Source organism: Streptomyces huasconensis, from assembly GCF_021028635.1.
Classification (GTDB): domain Bacteria; phylum Actinomycetota; class Actinomycetes; order Streptomycetales; family Streptomycetaceae; genus Streptomyces; species Streptomyces huasconensis.
Map to the genome: position 1 here is coordinate 7,462,371 of NZ_CP086119.1, position 14,448 is coordinate 7,476,818.

16 protein-coding genes are annotated in these 14,448 nt (G+C 72.0%); 11 read left to right on the forward strand and 5 right to left on the reverse strand.

Going from position 1 to position 14,448, the window contains the following annotated elements; all coding sequences use genetic code 11:
• The first annotated feature begins 33 nt into the window (after nt 1–33).
• The 6 genes from J2N69_RS33275 (at nt 34) to J2N69_RS33300 (ending at nt 5,829) form a co-directional block, all read left to right on the forward strand.
• Nucleotides 34–861, forward strand: a complete 828-nt coding sequence (locus tag J2N69_RS33275) for a sugar phosphate isomerase/epimerase family protein (protein WP_230904030.1) — start codon at nt 34–36, stop codon at nt 859–861.
• A gap of 364 nt (nt 862–1,225) precedes the next feature.
• On the forward strand, nt 1,226–1,336 hold the full coding sequence (locus J2N69_RS33280; RefSeq protein ID WP_230904031.1) for a keywimysin-related RiPP: 111 nt from the start codon (nt 1,226–1,228) through the stop codon (nt 1,334–1,336).
• A 26-nt stretch (nt 1,337–1,362) separates the two neighbouring features.
• Nucleotides 1,363–3,219 (forward strand): lasso peptide isopeptide bond-forming cyclase, encoded by a 1,857-nt coding sequence (locus J2N69_RS33285; RefSeq protein ID WP_230904032.1) that lies wholly within the window; start codon nt 1,363–1,365, stop codon nt 3,217–3,219.
• An 80-nt stretch (nt 3,220–3,299) separates the two neighbouring features.
• Nucleotides 3,300–3,554, forward strand: coding sequence for a lasso peptide biosynthesis PqqD family chaperone (locus J2N69_RS33290; protein ID WP_127910096.1), 255 nt, complete (start codon nt 3,300–3,302; stop codon nt 3,552–3,554).
• Complete coding sequence (locus J2N69_RS33295) at nt 3,551–3,985, forward strand: lasso peptide biosynthesis B2 protein (RefSeq protein WP_230904033.1); 435 nt, start codon at nt 3,551–3,553, stop codon at nt 3,983–3,985. Before J2N69_RS33290 ends, J2N69_RS33295 begins: the two co-directional genes overlap by 4 nt.
• Nucleotides 3,982–5,829: an ABC transporter ATP-binding protein gene (locus tag J2N69_RS33300; RefSeq protein WP_408056843.1), complete on the forward strand. Its 1,848-nt coding sequence runs from the start codon at nt 3,982–3,984 to the stop codon at nt 5,827–5,829. The genes J2N69_RS33295 and J2N69_RS33300 overlap by 4 nt, the downstream gene beginning before the upstream one ends.
• A 6-nt stretch (nt 5,830–5,835) precedes the next feature.
• On the opposite strand, the gene J2N69_RS33305 is transcribed toward J2N69_RS33300, so the two are convergent.
• The gene (locus J2N69_RS33305; protein ID WP_230904034.1) at nt 5,836–7,224 is read right to left on the reverse strand and encodes a M1 family metallopeptidase; all 1,389 of its coding nucleotides are present in this window, start codon (nt 7,222–7,224) and stop codon (nt 5,836–5,838) included.
• Nucleotides 7,225–7,448: 224 nt separating this feature from the next.
• A complete protein-coding gene (locus tag J2N69_RS33310) occupies nt 7,449–9,065 on the reverse strand; it encodes an MFS transporter (RefSeq protein ID WP_408056927.1) in 1,617 nt (538 codons plus the stop codon).
• A gap of 123 nt (nt 9,066–9,188) precedes the next feature.
• On the opposite strand from J2N69_RS33310, the gene J2N69_RS33315 reads away from it, so the two are divergent.
• Both J2N69_RS33315 and J2N69_RS33320 read left to right on the forward strand, forming a co-directional pair.
• Nucleotides 9,189–9,659, forward strand: coding sequence for a MarR family winged helix-turn-helix transcriptional regulator (locus tag J2N69_RS33315; protein WP_230904036.1), 471 nt, complete (start codon nt 9,189–9,191; stop codon nt 9,657–9,659).
• A gap of 107 nt (nt 9,660–9,766) precedes the next feature.
• Nucleotides 9,767–10,174: a RidA family protein gene (locus J2N69_RS33320; protein WP_230904037.1), complete on the forward strand. Its 408-nt coding sequence runs from the start codon at nt 9,767–9,769 to the stop codon at nt 10,172–10,174.
• Between the two features lie 28 nt (nt 10,175–10,202).
• Here J2N69_RS33320 and J2N69_RS33325 read toward each other — a convergent pair whose 3' ends face one another.
• The 3 genes from J2N69_RS33325 to J2N69_RS33335 all read right to left on the reverse strand — a co-directional run bounded on the left by J2N69_RS33325 (nt 10,203) and on the right by J2N69_RS33335 (nt 12,166).
• Entirely contained in the window at nt 10,203–10,451 is a 249-nt protein-coding gene (locus J2N69_RS33325) for a helix-turn-helix domain-containing protein (protein WP_230904038.1), read from the reverse strand.
• Nucleotides 10,451–10,948: a DUF2975 domain-containing protein gene (locus tag J2N69_RS33330; protein WP_230904039.1), complete on the reverse strand. Its 498-nt coding sequence runs from the start codon at nt 10,946–10,948 to the stop codon at nt 10,451–10,453. The genes J2N69_RS33325 and J2N69_RS33330 overlap by 1 nt, the downstream gene beginning before the upstream one ends.
• 78 nt (nt 10,949–11,026) lie before the next feature.
• A complete protein-coding gene (locus tag J2N69_RS33335) occupies nt 11,027–12,166 on the reverse strand; it encodes a glutamate--cysteine ligase 2 (RefSeq protein WP_230904040.1) in 1,140 nt (379 codons plus the stop codon).
• Nucleotides 12,167–12,336: 170 nt separating this feature from the next.
• Between J2N69_RS33335 and J2N69_RS33340 the strand changes: the two genes are divergently transcribed.
• From J2N69_RS33340 to J2N69_RS33350, 3 genes are all read left to right on the forward strand, one after another.
• Complete coding sequence (locus J2N69_RS33340; protein WP_230904041.1) at nt 12,337–13,302, forward strand: LLM class F420-dependent oxidoreductase; 966 nt, start codon at nt 12,337–12,339, stop codon at nt 13,300–13,302.
• A 75-nt stretch (nt 13,303–13,377) separates the two neighbouring features.
• Entirely contained in the window at nt 13,378–13,794 is a 417-nt protein-coding gene (locus J2N69_RS33345; protein WP_230904042.1) for a hypothetical protein, read from the forward strand.
• Between the two features lie 227 nt (nt 13,795–14,021).
• A complete protein-coding gene (locus tag J2N69_RS33350; RefSeq protein ID WP_230904043.1) occupies nt 14,022–14,426 on the forward strand; it encodes a hypothetical protein in 405 nt (134 codons plus the stop codon).
• Nucleotides 14,427–14,448: the final 22 nt, after the last annotated feature.

Consider the following 14,448-nt stretch of genomic DNA (forward strand, 5'->3'; position numbering starts at 1 on the left):
GCACGCCCGCCACGACAGGAGCCCCGTACCCCCATGGCCCTCTCCTCCCGGCAGCTCACCGGGTCCAACTTCGCCTACCAGCACCTGCCGTTCACCACCTTCCTCGACGACGCGGCGGACCTCGGGCGCGAGAAGCTCGAACTGTGGGGCATCGCCCCGCACCTGCACGTCCCGCGGCTCAGCGACGCCGACGCCCGCGGCATCCGCCGCTCCGTCGAGGCGCGCGGGCTCACCGCGTACTGCCTCACGCCCGAGCAGGTGATGTACCCGGTCAACGTGGCCTCCCCGGTCGGCTGGCTGCGCACCGAGAGCATCGCCCTGTTCCGCCGAGCGGCCGAACTGTGCGTCGAACTCGGGGCGGAACTGCTTCTCCTGACCCCCGGGCGCGGATACGAGAACGAGGCCCCGGCAGCCGCGTGGCGCCGCTCCGTCGACGCCATCGGTGAGATCGCCGCGTACGCGGGCTCCCTCGGCGTGGAGTGTGTGCTCGAACCGCTCCAGCGCGTGGAGTCGAACCTGGTCAACGACTCCCGCACCCTCGCGGCCATGCTCGACGAGATCGGCGCGGACCACCTCGGAGCCGTCCTCGACACGGTGACGATGGCCGTCGCCGGGGAGAGCGTCGACGACGCCTTCGACGCGCTCGGCGACCGCGTCCGGCACGTCCACCTCATCGACGGCCGGCCCGCCGGACACCTCGCCTGGGGCGACGGCGAACTGCCCCTGCAGGACTACCTGGCGGCCCTCGACCGGCGCGGCTACGACCGCTGGATGACGTTCGAGCTGTTCGGCGACGGCCGCTATGCGCTCGATCCGCGGACGGCCGTCGAGCAGTGCCACGCGCGGGTCGGCCTCACCTAGCCGCGCCTCAGGGGCGCCTTGTACGCGCCGTGCCCAGCATTGTGGTTGCGTTTTCGGCGGGGAGTGCGCCGGGCGGCGCCCCCGCCCTCCTCGTGCGCGGTCCGGCCGCCGCCCCGGACGGTGCGTCGGCGGCACTGCGCAGGTCGGGCGCGTCCGCCGCCCCGAACGCCTCCCCACGCCACCCCCTTCCGATTCCGGCGGGGGTGCTCGGCAGGCCGGACAGCGCCCAGGTCAGGCCCCTTGCGGTCTGTTCATATGACTTATGTCCCGCACCTTGCTCGTGCCGCGTACCGCCCCGCTAGCTGGTGACAACGCCGCCGGCCACACGGAAGGCCGATGGCACCGCTCACATCGAGGTGATGACATGAAGAAGGCGTACGAGGCTCCGACGCTCGTCCGACTGGGCACGTTCCGTGAGAAGACCGGCCTGCTGCAGCGCAGCGGCAACGACCGTCTCATCCTCAGCAAGAACTGACGGCGGCCGACACGTAACGCGACTCCATGTCAGATATGCATGAGAGCGCGGAACCGGGCCGCGGCGACGCCTGCTTCGCAGTCTTCACCGACTGCGAGGAGGCGGCCGTCGCGGCCCGCTTCTTCCGCCACCCCGGTACCCGCGTCCTGACGCATGCCTCGGGCCGCCCCTGGCTGATCGGCCGGTGGTCCGGCGCGGAGATCACCGTGGCCAGGGCCGGCAGCACGGCACTGGCCGCCGTCGGATGGTGCCCGGCTGACCGGCAGCAACTGGAACGCCAGGCCGCCCGCATGCGCGACATCACCGAACTCGACGCCCTGGCCCGGACCCTGCCGGGCAGCTTCCACCTGGTGGCCGCCCACGACGGGCAGCTCCGGGTGCAGGGCAGCGCCTCCGGGCTGCGGCTGGTCTTCCACGCGCGGATCGGCGGCGTCCACGTGGCCGCGACCAGCGCGGACCTGCTCGCCACCACCCTCGGCAGCAGGCCGCACACCGGCCGAATCGCCACCCGCCTCCTGTGGCCCGTACCCCATCCGCTGTACGAGACCTCGGTCTGGGAGGGAGTCGAGGCGGTGTCCCCGGAGGACGCCCTGATCGTCTCCGCCGACGGACACCGCGTCCGCACCTCCCGCTGGTGGCGGCCCCCCGAGCCGACCCGCTCCCTCGCGCGGGGCGCCCCGGCCGTCCGCGAGGCGCTGGCCGAAGCCGTGGACATCCGGACCCGGTCGGGCGGCGTGGTCAGCTGCGACCTGTCCGGCGGCCTGGACTCCACCTCCGTCTGCTTCCTGGCCGCCCGCTCCACCGCCTCCGTGGTGGCGGCGACCTGGCCCGGACGGGACCCCGCCGACACCGACCTCGCCTGGGCCCGGCAGGCGGCGGAGCACCTGCCCAAGGTGGACCACGTCGTCTGGGACGCGGACGCGTCGGCCCTGGTCTACTCGGACCTGCTCGGCATCGACGACCTGCTCGACGAGCCGACGATCGGGGTGATGGACCGCTCACGCGTCCTGCAACACCTGCCGTGGCTGGCCGAACGCGGCAGCCGGGTGCACCTCACCGGCATCGGCGGCGACCACGTCGCCTGGTGCTCGGAGGCGTACTACCACCGACTGCTGCGCACCCGGCCGCTGTTCGCACTGCGCCAACTGCGGGGCTTTCGCGCCCTGTGGACCTGGCCGCTCGGCGCGACGGCGCGTGCCCTCGCCGACGCCCGTACATACCCGGCCTGGCTGGCCGACTCCGTACGCCACCTGCGCGCACCGATGCCGGCGTCCTCGGTCACCGGCAGCCTCGGCTGGGGGATGTCGCCCCGCCTGTTCCCCTGGATGACCGCCGAGACGGAGCGGCTCGCGCGCCGCGCCCTGCTGGACTCGGCGGCGCGGGCCGAACCGCTGCACTCGGACCGCGGCCTGCACACCGACCTGGAGTTGATCCGCACCTGCACGCGCATCATCCGCCAGTGGGAGCGGATGGCGACCCGGGCGGGACTTCCGATGGCGTCGCCCTATCTGGACGACCGCGTGATCGAGGCGTGCCTCGCGGTGCGGCCCGAGGACCGCGTCACGCCGTGGCAGTACAAACCGCTGCTCACCGAGGCGATGCGCGGGGTCGTCCCGGAGGAGTGCCTGCGGCGCGCCAACAAGGCCGAGGCGTCGATGGACGCGTCGGACGGACTGCGCCGCCACCGGGACGACCTGATGACCCTGTGGACCGACTCCCGGCTGGAGAGCCTGGGCCTGGTGGACGGCGGCGAACTGCGTCGGCTCGCGCAGCGGCCCTCCGCGCCGGGCCTGCGCGACGCGATCCTCTACTCGACCATCGCGTGCGAGGTGTGGCTGCGCGCCCAGGACCGCGCACCCCACCCCGGGCCCACCGTCAGATGACGGCGGACAGCCGCGGCGGCGGACAGCCGTGACGGGAAACAGCACAGCCGTGACCGCACACAGCAGAGAGGCCCGACCCCATGACGCTCCGATTCGGGACCGACGTCTCCACCGCCGAGACGCAGTACGGAACGGTGCTCCTCGACCAACGCACCGGCGACTACTGGGAGTTGAACCCCACGGGCGCCCTGGTGGTGAGAACACTCATGGACGACGGCGACGAGGCGGCCGCCGTCACGGCGCTCGTCGCACAGTTCGCCATCGACCGCGACCGCGCGGAGCGGGACGTGACGGCGCTCGTGAGCGACCTCCGGAACGCGGGACTGCTCTCATGACCACACCCAGCGCCCTGGACCGGCCCACCGGAGTCCCCCTCGCCCGGCGCCTGGCCGCCCGCCTCGTTCTCGTCCCCGCGCTGGCCCTGTCGTTCCTGCCGCCGCGCCACATCCGCGCGTTGCTGGAACGCGTGCGCCGGGGCGCGCGGCCCGCCACCCCCGCGCAGGCCGCCGCGGCCCGGGAGGCGCTGTGCGCGGTCAGCCTGCGCTGCGCGGGGCCGCGCGGCTGCCTCCCGAGGTCGCTCGGGGCGGCCCTGCTGTGCCGGTTGCACGGCACCTGGCCCACCTGGTGCACCGGGGTGCGCAAGGTGCCGCCGTTCTCCGCCCACGCCTGGATCGAGGCCGACGGCCGTCCCGTCGGGGAAGGCGTACCGGACGACTACTTCGCGCGGCTGGTGACGGTGGCCCCGGCGCGGCGGGCGGAACCGTGAGCGGCACCGCCGTCGCGGACGACGCCCCGGCGGGCACCGGCCCGGACGACCGCGGCACCGGACGGCCGGGGCCACCCGCGGACCGTACGACGGGGGGCTCCGTCGCCTCCCTGTTCCGTCTCACGGCCGGGCACCGGCCCAGCATCGCCCTGGCGACCGGGCTGACCCTGGCCGCGTCGGCCCTCGGGCTCGCCCAGCCGCTCATCGCCAAGCACGTCGTGGACTCCAGCGCCCGCGGCGAGGTGCTCTGGCCGTTCCTGCTCCTCCTGTCCGGGCTCTTCGCCGCCGAGGCCGCCGCCGGAGCGATCGGCCGCTTCCTGCTGGACCGCATGGGCGAGGGCGTGGTCCGCATGGTGCGCCACGGGCTCGTCTCGCGGTTGCTGCGGCTGGAGATGCGGGAGATGGACCGGCACCGCCGAGGCGACCTGGTCTCCCGGGTCACCGCCGACACCACCCTGCTGCGGGACGTCGTCTCCCAGGCACTGGTCGACCTGCTCACCGGCTGCCTCGTCTCCGCCGGGGCCCTGCTGCTGATGCTGTGGCTCGACCCGCTGCTGCTGCTCCTGGTCGTGGCGACGGTGGCCCTCGCCGCGGCCGTCGTCGCCACGCTCCTCAAGGGCATGCGGGTGGCGTCGGAGCAGATGCAGACCTCCGTGGGCGCCGTCGCCGCCGAACTGGAACGCGCCCTCGGCGCCCTGCCGGTGGTCCGCGTCTACCGCGCCGAGGAACGCGAGGCGCACCGCATCGGCGAGCGGGTGGACTCGGCGTACCGGTCGGGCGTACGGACGGCGAAGCTCGCCGCGGTCATGAGCAGCGCCGTCGAACTGGCGGTCCAGGGGTCCTTCCTGCTGGTCCTGGTCGTCGGCGGCATGCGGGTCGGCAGCGGGGGAGCGGACTCGCTCGGAGACCTGGTCGCCTTCCTGCTGTACGCCTCGTACCTGGTCATGCCTCTGTCGTCGGTGTTCCGCGCCATCGGTCTGATCCAGCGCGGCACGGGCGCCTACCTGCGGATCGACGAAGTCCTCGCCCTCCCCGAGGAGCCCGCGGAGCAGCCCGGCGACAGGGCCCCCGGCACACGCCGCCCCCCGGCTCCCGCGCTCGAAGTGTCCGACCTCCACTTCGCCTACGTACCGGGACGGCCGGTCCTGCGCGGGGCCGCCTTCACCGTGCCGCACCACGGCCTCGTCGCTCTCGTCGGCCGCTCGGGCGCCGGCAAGAGCACACTCTTCGCCCTGATCGCGCGCCTCTACGAGCCCGACGCCGGGACCATCCGGTTCGACGGCCGCCCCGCGACGCCCCTGAACCGCCGGCAGTGCCGCGCGGGCATCGCCCTCGTCGACCAGAACACCCACGTCCTGGAGGGCACCCTCCGCGAGAACATCACGTACGCGGCCCTCGACGCGACGGACGACGACATCCTCCGCGTCGTACGGCTGACCCGGCTCGACCACGTGGTGCGGCGGCTGCCCGGCGGCCTGGACGGCAGACTCGGCGACCACGGCGGCACCCTCTCGGCGGGAGAACGCCAGCGCGTCGCCCTGGCCCGCGCGCTGCTCGCCCGCCCTCGGCTGCTCCTCCTCGACGAACACACCTCGCACCTCGACGCCGTCAACGAGGCGGCGCTCACCCGGGCGTTGAGCGACGTCAGCCGGGAGTGCGCGGTGCTCGTCATCGCGCACCGCCTCTCCACCGTGCGCCACGCCGACCGCATCGTCGTCCTTGAGGACGGCCGCACGGTGGCGTGCGGCCGCCACGACGAACTCCTCGCCAAAAGCCCGGCCTACCGCGAACTGGCCACCACCCACGTCCTGCACAGCGGCGGACCCGAGAACGGCGAGCGGTGAGTCCCGTCAGGGGTCGGACGGCTTCTCGTTGTCGAAGAGCCAGGTCTTGAACACGTCGGAAAGATCGGCCCCCGACATGTGCTCGCACAGGGAGATGAAGTCCTGGGTGTCGGCGTTCTTGTGCCGGTACTTCTTGGTCCACTTCCGGAGGATGTCGAAGAAGACCTCGTCGCCGACCTCCTCGCGCACCTTGTGCAGTGTCATGGCGCCTCGGCCGTACACCGGCGGGTCCGACACCTGGCGGCTCCTGGGCGGGTCGCCCGGAGGGAAGTCCCAGATGTGCTTGCTCTCGCGGTGCCGGCCTTCGTAGAAGGAGTCGAAGGTCTCCTGCGCGGTCGGGCCGCCGTGATCCTCCTGCCAGAGCCACTCCGCGTAGGTGGCGAAACCTTCGTTCAGCCACATGTCCTTCCACTGGCGCGGCGTGACCGAGTTGCCGAACCACTGGTGCGCCAGCTCGTGCACCAGCAGTGTGTCCTCGGGCGCCGCGTCGAAGTACGGCTTGGTCTGGGTCTCCAAGGCGTATTCGAGGTCGGGGAGGTGGTCCACGACGGCGCCCACGGAAGAGAAGGGGTACGGGCCGAAGCGCTCGCTCGCCCAGTCGGTGATCTCCGGCACCAGGTCCTGGACGTCGTCGGAGCCCGCGGGCTCGTCCTCGTCCGGGTCGACGGCGACGTAGACGGGCAGGTCGTCGGAGGTCCAGCCCTTGTGGATGTCGAAGTAGCCGACCACCACGCTCGCGAGGTAGCTCGCCATCGGTTCCTTGCCGCGCCAGTGCCTGACGACGCGGTTCCCGGTGTCCTCCTCCTTCTTCAACTCGCCGTTGGCCACCACGTCGTAGGGGTCGCCGTCCTCGTCCTTGGGCACGGAGACCGTGATGTCGTAGGCGGCCTTGTCGGAAGGATGGTGGTTGCCCGGGAACCAGGCCATGGAACCGGTGGGTTCACCGAGGGCGGTCGAGCCGTCGTCCGTCTCGATCCAGCCCTCGACCGCACCATCGGCGTCCTCGATCATCCGAGGGGTGCCGTCGTACTCGACGGTCGCCTTGAACGTCCGGCCCTTCCGCAGCGGCCGGACGGGCGTCACCGTCAACTCGTCCTTCTTCCGCGCGAATCGGGCCGCCGCGCCGTCCACCGCGGTGCCGCGCACCTTCAGGCCGGTGAAGTCGAGGTTGAAGCGGGTCAGATCCTGGGTGGCGCGGGCGGTGATGACCGCGGTCCCCTTGAGGTGGTTGGTCTCCGGGGTGTAGGCGAGGGTCAAGTCGTAGTGCGCGACGTCGTAGCCGCCGTTCCCCAGCGAGGGGAACAGCGTGTCGCCGACGCCGGGCGCGCCCGCCCGGCCCGGTTCCGCCCGGCCCGCTGAGGAGCCGCCGTCGCTCGTGCAGCCGGCTCCCGCCATGAGCACCATGCTCAGGAGCACTGCGTACGCGCGCGCCGGCCGGGCCGACCCTGTCGTGCCCCCTGCTCCACCTGTCGTGGCGTGGATCATGCTGTCTTCCCCCTGTCTGTCCCCGGTCATCTGATCATGTCGTATCCGGGGTGGGGGGGGCGACGAGCTGCTGCGGGCGCCTCCGCCCCGGCCGCGGGCCGGGGTGGAGGCGCCGAGAGCACCATGAGGTCGCGTCAGGCGGTGACGCCCGCCTTCGCGGGCTCGGCGCTCACCGTGTCGGTCACCGCGCTGCCCGCCTTCTTCGACGTACGCGACGGGGTTCCGCCCCGATTGAGGCCCAGCAGTGCCACCGCCACGATCAGGACGAACGCGACCCCGGCGAGGGCGAAGCTCAGCGTGAACTGGCTCTCGGCGGGCAGCGCGGGCGCACCGGCCGGCAGGTGCTCCAGCGTCTTGGACGCCAGCAGGGAGGTGATGATCGCGCTGGCGATCGCGCTGCCGACGGACCGGGAGATGGAGTTGAGGCCGTTGGCGATGCCCGTCTGGTGGTGCGGGACACCGGCCACGATGAGCGCGGGCATCGCGGCGTAACCGAAGCTGATGGCCACGCCGATCAGCATCCCGGCGAGGATGACCGACGCCGACGAGTCATGCGCGGCGGTCAGCCAGGCGAAGCCGGCGACGCCGAACACGGCGCCCGTGGCGAGGGTGAACCGCGGCCCGATCCGGCCGACCAGCACACCGCCGAACTGCGCGGCGATCAGCGAGATCACCGTGGCGGGCAACAGGTACTCGACGGAGGAGCGCAGGACCGAGGCCCCGAAGCCGTAGCCCGTGAGTTCCTTCGGCATCTGTACCAGGTAGGCGACGCCGATGAACTGCGAGAACATCGCGAAGCCGAGGAAGAGCCCGGCGAGGTTGGTGAAGAGCACCGGCCGGTGGGCGAACATCCGCATGTCCACCATGGGTTCGCGGACCGTGCGCTCCACCAGCGTCCAGACGGCCGCCATCACCACGGCGCCGCCGAACAGGCCGAGGGTGCGTCCGGAGGTCCAGCCCCACGCGTGTCCCTGCGAGATCGGCAGCAGGAGCAGGACGAGGAGCACCGCCAACGTCGCCGCCCCGAGCCAGTCGGTCCGGCCGCCCGTCGTGGACCGCGAGGCGGGAACGCGCAGCAGGACACCCGCGAGGGCCACCACGGCGAGACCGGCCGCGAGCCAGAACACCCGGTGGTAGTCGGGGTCGGAACCCTGGGTGAGCAGGCCCGCCGCGACGAGCGCGAGGCCGCTGCCGACCGCGAGCGTGCCGCTGACCATCGCCATCGCGCCGTGCAGCTTCGCCGGGGGCATCTGCTCCCGCAGCACGGACAGGGCCAGCGGGAAGATCGCGGTGGCCGCGCCCTGGAGCACGCGGCCGACGATGAGCCACAGGAGCGAACTGGTCGTGGCGGCCAGGACCGATCCGGCGATCATCAGCAGCAGGACGCCGACCAGGGTGGGCTTCTTGCCGTGCATGTCGCCGAAGCGGCCGAGGAGCGGGGTGAAGACCGCGGCGGACAGCAGGGTCGCCGTGGTGACCCAGCTGACGTTCGCGGTGGAGGTGCCGAGGTCGCCCTGGATGATGCTCATGATCGGCACGACGAGGGTCTGCATCATCGAGACGATCATGGCGGCGAGGCCGAGGACCAGGACGAGCGAGGTGTCTCCTGCGGGGCGTCTGTGCGCCGCGTGAGCTGTGGATGTCACGGGATTACTTCCATGGGGTCGAGCGCGGGGGAGGGCGGCCTCGTCGGGACGAGGCGAGAGGGTGAGGCCCGGAGGTGAGGAACCTGGCAGGTGGAGGAGGACCAGGAGACCTGGAGGGGCTCCAGAGACCTGGAAGGTGAAGAACCTTGAAGGTTGACTACCTCAAGCAACTCATTAGAGGTAAACATCGAAAGTTGAAGTCGTCAAGTTCCGAGTTACGCTGGTGCCATGCCCGAAACACCCGACGTGCGCCCCGACGCGTCCCATGCCCCGCTGCTCGACGCCCTGTGGACCTCCATGGCGGGCCTGTACGGAGACCTGACCGCGGCCGCCGCTGCGCAGGGCCTCACCTACAGCCAGGCCAAGGCGCTGAACGTGCTGCGGCAGAGTGGTCCGGCCCCGATGCGGGTGCTGGCCGCCTCGTTCCGCTGCGACGCCTCGAACATGACCGGGATCATCGACCGCCTGGAGAGCCGCGGCCTGGTCCGCCGCGAGCCGAGCGCGACAGACCGGCGGGTGAAGAACGTCGTCCTCTCCGAGGAGGGGGTGGCGGCGATCGAGCGCATCCGCGCCGGCATGCACCTCACCCACCGGGCGCTCGACGCGCTCAGCGAGGAGGAGCGGGCCACCCTCCAGGGCCTGCTCTCCCGCCTCTCGCCGGACGCGGACACCGCCCCCGGGGCGTCAAAGGCACCGTGAGGTTCCCCAGGCACCAAAAAGTGCGTTCTTCCACGTCAGCGCCGACTCTCCTACGGTTTCCCGGTAACCACAGGAGAGCGCGAACGCAGCACGAGGAAGCGGGAACCATGGCCATCACCCTGGTGGACCCCAGCGGATTGCCGAAGATCGACGCCTATCGGCAGGTGTCGGTCGCGACCGGGTCGAGGCTGGTCTTCATCGCCGGGCAGGTCGCCTGGGACGCCGAGGGGGTCACGGTCGGCGAAGGCGACCTCGCGGCCCAGGTCGAACAGTGCTACCTCAACATCGGCACCGCCCTGGCGGAGATCGGTGCCTCCTTCGACGACGTGGCGAAACTGACCGTCTACGTCGTCGACTGGACCCCCGACAAGATGCCGCTGTTCCTGGCGGGGGTCGCGCGGGCGGCCGAGAAGCTGGGGGTCACGCCGGTGCCGCCGGGCACGCTGCTGGGCGTCGCGGCGCTGGCCGCCCCCGGACTGCTGGTCGAGATCGAGGCCGCCGCGGTCCTCGACTGAGCGGCGCCGGCGGTCGTCGCGGCCGGAGTCATCCGCCCGCGACGCCCTTGGCCTCCGCGTTCTCCGTGTTCTCCGTGGCCTCCCACCGGAGCAAGTCCCCCGGCTGGCAGTCCAGCACCTCGCAGAGCGCGGCGAGCGTCGTGAAGCGCACCGCCTTGGCGCGGCCGTTCTTCAGCACCGCCAGGTTGGCCGGTGTGATCCCGACGCGCTCCGCGAGTTCGCCCACGGACATCTTCCGCCGGGCCAGCATCACGTCGATGTCGACCGCGATCGGCATCAGATCACCTCGTCGAGCTCGGCCCGCATGCGGTGCGCCTCGACGTCCCGCGCGACGGCCTGGGCGAGCAGCATCCGCAGCACGAGCACGATGAGCGCGACCCCCAGGACCGCCACGCCGACCCCGCCGACCAGCAGGACCACACCCGGCGCGACGGCCTCGCCGGGCGCCAGGACCGCCCCGAGCGCGAACACCAGCAGGGCGGCCGCCACGAAGGCCCCGGTGACGACATCCACGTACCGGAACGAGGCGTGGGAGAACACCGTGCCGCGCCGCATCATCGTCACGAGCCGCCATACGCAGACCATGACGACCTCGGCCGCGACGAAGCCGAGCAGCACGATGACGACGACCGGGACGCCTCGGGACGCCAGGTCACCGTCCGACCCCCGCAGGTCGGCGGCGAGGAGCGGCACCAGCACCGCCTGGACGAACACCGAACCGGCCAGCAGTGCCACCAGCACGACGCGCAACGCACCCACCGTCAGCTTTCCCATCACCGCTCCTTCGATCGATACGCGATGGGAATGTATCGAAATTCGATAGGTGCGGCAAGGGTCGCGACGGTGGCCGCGTCACGGTGCCTGGGTCCGGCGGGCGCACTCCGCGACCATGGCGCCCAGGCTGCCCGTGCGTTCCAGGAGCTCCCGCTGGACGCGGGCCCCGGTGCCGTGCTCCAGCAGGTTCATCGCCGTCTTGCGGGCCATGTCGAGGTCGCCCGATTCCTCGAGGGCGTCCCGCACGTGGTCCAGGAGCGCGGTCACCGCCTCCTCGCAGGGGACGGGACGCATGGTCACCGGGTGCAGCAGGTCGTCGTCCAGGCCGGACCGCGCCGCCCGCCACCCGGCCAGCCGCAGCAGGCTCACGCCGTGCCCCAGCGGCTGGCGCCCCGCCTTCCACTCCCGTGCGGCCGTTTCGACGAGGGCCCGCGCGAGAGTCGCCACCAGGACGGTCGTGGACGCGTCCAGGCACACATCGGCGACGCGGATCTCGACGGTGGGGTAGCGGTGGGACAGCCGGGCGTCGAAGTAGACCATCCCCCGGTCGCCCAGGACACCGGTGGCGACCATGGCGCTCACCCGCTCCTCGTACCGCTCGGCGGAACCGAAGAGGTCGGTGGGCCCCGACATCGGCCAGCGCCCCCACACCCGGCTGCGGTAGCTGCTGTACAGGGTGTCGTTCCCGTGCCAGAACGGCGAGTTGGAGCTCAGCGCCACCAGGACCGGCAGCCACGGGCCGATCCGGTCGATCGCGGCCACGCCTTCCTCGTCCGACTCGACCGAGACGTGGACGTGGCAGCCGCAGGTCAGCTGCTCCTGCGTGGTGAGGCCGAACTGTTCCTCCATCCACTGGTAGCGCTTGCCGACGTTGATCGAGGGGCTGACCGGCAGGGGAGAGGTGGCGAGGGCGGCGACCCCCGCCCCCAGGTCACCCGCGTGCCGCGCCGCCTCCGAGCGCCACCGGACGATCTCCTGCATGAGGTCGTCCATGCTGGTCCGCGGCTGGGTCGCGAATTCCAGCTGCTGGCCGGTCAGCTCCTTCTCGAACGTCTCTTCCTCGGGGTCGCGGTAGTCGTTCGCCTGCCGCTCGGCGCCCGCGGACGTCTCGGCGATGTCCTTGGCCGCTCGTGCCAGAACCGCCGAGGACAGGGCCCGGGGCTCGCCACTCTCACGATCGACGAGGAGGAGCTCCTCCTCCACTCCTACGGTGCGCAAGCGACGCCGCCTCTCACTCATGGCTTCTTCCGGCTTCTTCCGTGGCTTTTCTCGGACGGCGGATGCCGCCGTGGTCATCCCTGTACCCGCATGTGGCGTTCGCAGCGCCTTCCGTGGCTGCGAAAACCGTGGGAGGTTTCAGCGGAGCCATTTCGGCAAACCGATGCACTATGGTGCAAATCGGCTACACAATGATGACTGAGCAAGCCGGGCCCCGCGCCCTGGTCGACGATGTGGTCGCCGCCGAGCAGGCGGGATTCGACTTCTCCGTCACCTCGGACCACTACTTCCCGTGGCTGGAGTCCCAGGGGCACTCACCGTACGCCTGGAGCGTGCTCGGTGCCGCGGCGCAGGCCACCTCGCGGATTCCGCTCATGACGTACGTCACCTGCCCGACGGTCCGCTACCACCCGGCCGTGGTGGCGCAGAAGGCCGCGACGATGCAGCTGCTCTCCGAAGGCCGCTTCCGGCTCGGCCTCGGCTCGGGCGAGAACCTCAACGAGCACGTCGTCGGCGCCGGTTGGCCCTCCCCGCAGACCCGCCTGGAGATGCTGGAGGAGGCGATCGAGATCATCCGCGCCCTCTTCTCCGGCAACAACGTCAACCACCAGGGCACCCACTTCGACGTGGCGAACGCCCGCCTGTGGGACCTGCCGGACGAGCTGCCGCCCATCGGCGTCGCCGTCTCCGGGAAGCGCTCCTGCGCCCTGGCCGGACGCCTCGCCGACCTGGTCATCGCCACCGAGCCCAAGGCCGAGCTGCTCGACTCCTTCGACCGGCACGGCGGCAGCGGCAAGCCGCGCGTGGGCCAGCTCCCCGTCTGCTACGACCCCGACAAGGACGCCGCGGTGGCCCGCGCCCACGACCAGTTCCGCTGGTCCATGGGCGGCTGGCCGGTCAACTCCGAACTGCCCGGGCCCTCGGGCTTCGCGGGCGCCACGCAGTTCGTCACCGAGCAGGACATCGCGGAACAGATCCCCTGCGGCGACAACGTCGACGACTTCGTCGAGGCCGTACGCCCTTACGCCGAGGCCGGCTTCACGGAGATCGCCCTCGTCCAGGTGGGCGGCGACCATCAGCGTCCCTTCATCGAGTGGGCCGAGAAGAACCTCCTGCCCGCCCTGCGCGAACTGTGACCCGCCGGGTACCCGCCGCCGCACCGGGTACCCGCGCCCCGTCAGCCATCAGCGACACCACCGGAGAGAGTCAGCGTGAACGACACACCGAACCCCGCTTCCCCCACCCAGCACCCCGACTCCGACCTGGTACAAGTCGCGCTCGACGACTGCTCACCGGCCGACGCGGACACCGTCTTCACCGTGCTGAACGAACACTTCCCGTCCGACCGCGGCTACGACGCGCCCCACCAGACGGCCGAGACCCGGCCCGCCGTCTGGACCGGCGTCTTCTGCGCCTCGCACACCCCGGAATCCATCCCCGGTGTCCTCCTCGCGGGCTCCGTCACCGCCGACCTGCAGGGCGGCCCCGTCGCGGTGAACAGGGTGCGCGCCGCGCTCGAATCAGCCTTCGAAGCGAAGGTCACCGGGACCGTCTCCGGTGACCAGGAGGTACAGACGCAGATGCGTCTGCGGGGCGCGGAGCGCGGGGAGCCCCGCGAGAAGGCGTGAGCGGGCCGCGCCCCCGCGGCGCCCAGGAAGCGCCTGGAACTGGTTGATCCAGAGGGGTCCCGGCCTGCCGGGGCCCCTCGATCGGGCGGACCCCCCGCGTGTCGGACGGACACGTTCCGCCGCGCCCGGAGGTGTGCGGGCATCGTGGCGGGAGGCTTTCGCAGCCGCGCGGATCATCGCCGGTGGCGGCAGCCGGTCGACCAGTCGCCGTGAAGGGGGCACAGCTCGTGCGTGCGCTGAGGTCGGGACTGCTCGCGGTGGCGTTGCTCGGCGCGGCGGCGGGCTGCGGAAACACTGACGGCCGTGAGGACGCCGCCGTGCAGGCGGCGTCCCGTTTCGCGGCGAGTCTGCGCGTGAAGGACGCGGTACGCGGCTGCGCGGCGCTCGCCCCGGGGACCCGCGACGAACTGGAGCACTCCTCCGAGCTGCCCTGCGCGCGGGCCCTGCCCGAGGCCGGTCTGCCCCTCGCGCGCCAACTCCGCGGCGTCGACGTGTACGGACGGCAGGCGCGTGTGGTGACCGACCGCGACACGCTCTTCCTGTCGTCCTTCCCCGGCGGCTGGAAGGTCACCGCGGCCGGGTGCACGCCGCGCCCCGAGAAGCCGTATCAGTGTCGGATCAAGGGCGGTTGACGGATGCGGACCTTGTTCACCG

What these genes read in the sequence shown, in the direction of transcription:
- J2N69_RS33320 (WP_230904037.1), top strand. Translation starts at nt 9,767, where the DNA reads ATGGCCATCACCCTGGTGGACCCCAGCGGATTGCCGAAGATCGACGCC.
- J2N69_RS33290 (WP_127910096.1), top strand. Translation starts at nt 3,300, where the DNA reads ATGACGCTCCGATTCGGGACCGACGTCTCCACCGCCGAGACGCAGTAC.
- J2N69_RS33330 (WP_230904039.1), bottom strand. Translation starts at nt 10,948, where the DNA reads ATGGGAAAGCTGACGGTGGGTGCGTTGCGCGTCGTGCTGGTGGCACTG.
- J2N69_RS33275 (WP_230904030.1), top strand. Translation starts at nt 34, where the DNA reads ATGGCCCTCTCCTCCCGGCAGCTCACCGGGTCCAACTTCGCCTACCAG.
- J2N69_RS33305 (WP_230904034.1), bottom strand. Translation starts at nt 7,224, where the DNA reads ATGGCGGGAGCCGGCTGCACGAGCGACGGCGGCTCCTCAGCGGGCCGG.
- J2N69_RS33295 (WP_230904033.1), top strand. Translation starts at nt 3,551, where the DNA reads ATGACCACACCCAGCGCCCTGGACCGGCCCACCGGAGTCCCCCTCGCC.
- J2N69_RS33285 (WP_230904032.1), top strand. Translation starts at nt 1,363, where the DNA reads ATGTCAGATATGCATGAGAGCGCGGAACCGGGCCGCGGCGACGCCTGC.
- J2N69_RS33340 (WP_230904041.1), top strand. Translation starts at nt 12,337, where the DNA reads ATGGTGCAAATCGGCTACACAATGATGACTGAGCAAGCCGGGCCCCGC.
- J2N69_RS33280 (WP_230904031.1), top strand. Translation starts at nt 1,226, where the DNA reads ATGAAGAAGGCGTACGAGGCTCCGACGCTCGTCCGACTGGGCACGTTC.
- J2N69_RS33325 (WP_230904038.1), bottom strand. Translation starts at nt 10,451, where the DNA reads ATGCCGATCGCGGTCGACATCGACGTGATGCTGGCCCGGCGGAAGATG.
- J2N69_RS33315 (WP_230904036.1), top strand. Translation starts at nt 9,189, where the DNA reads ATGCCCGAAACACCCGACGTGCGCCCCGACGCGTCCCATGCCCCGCTG.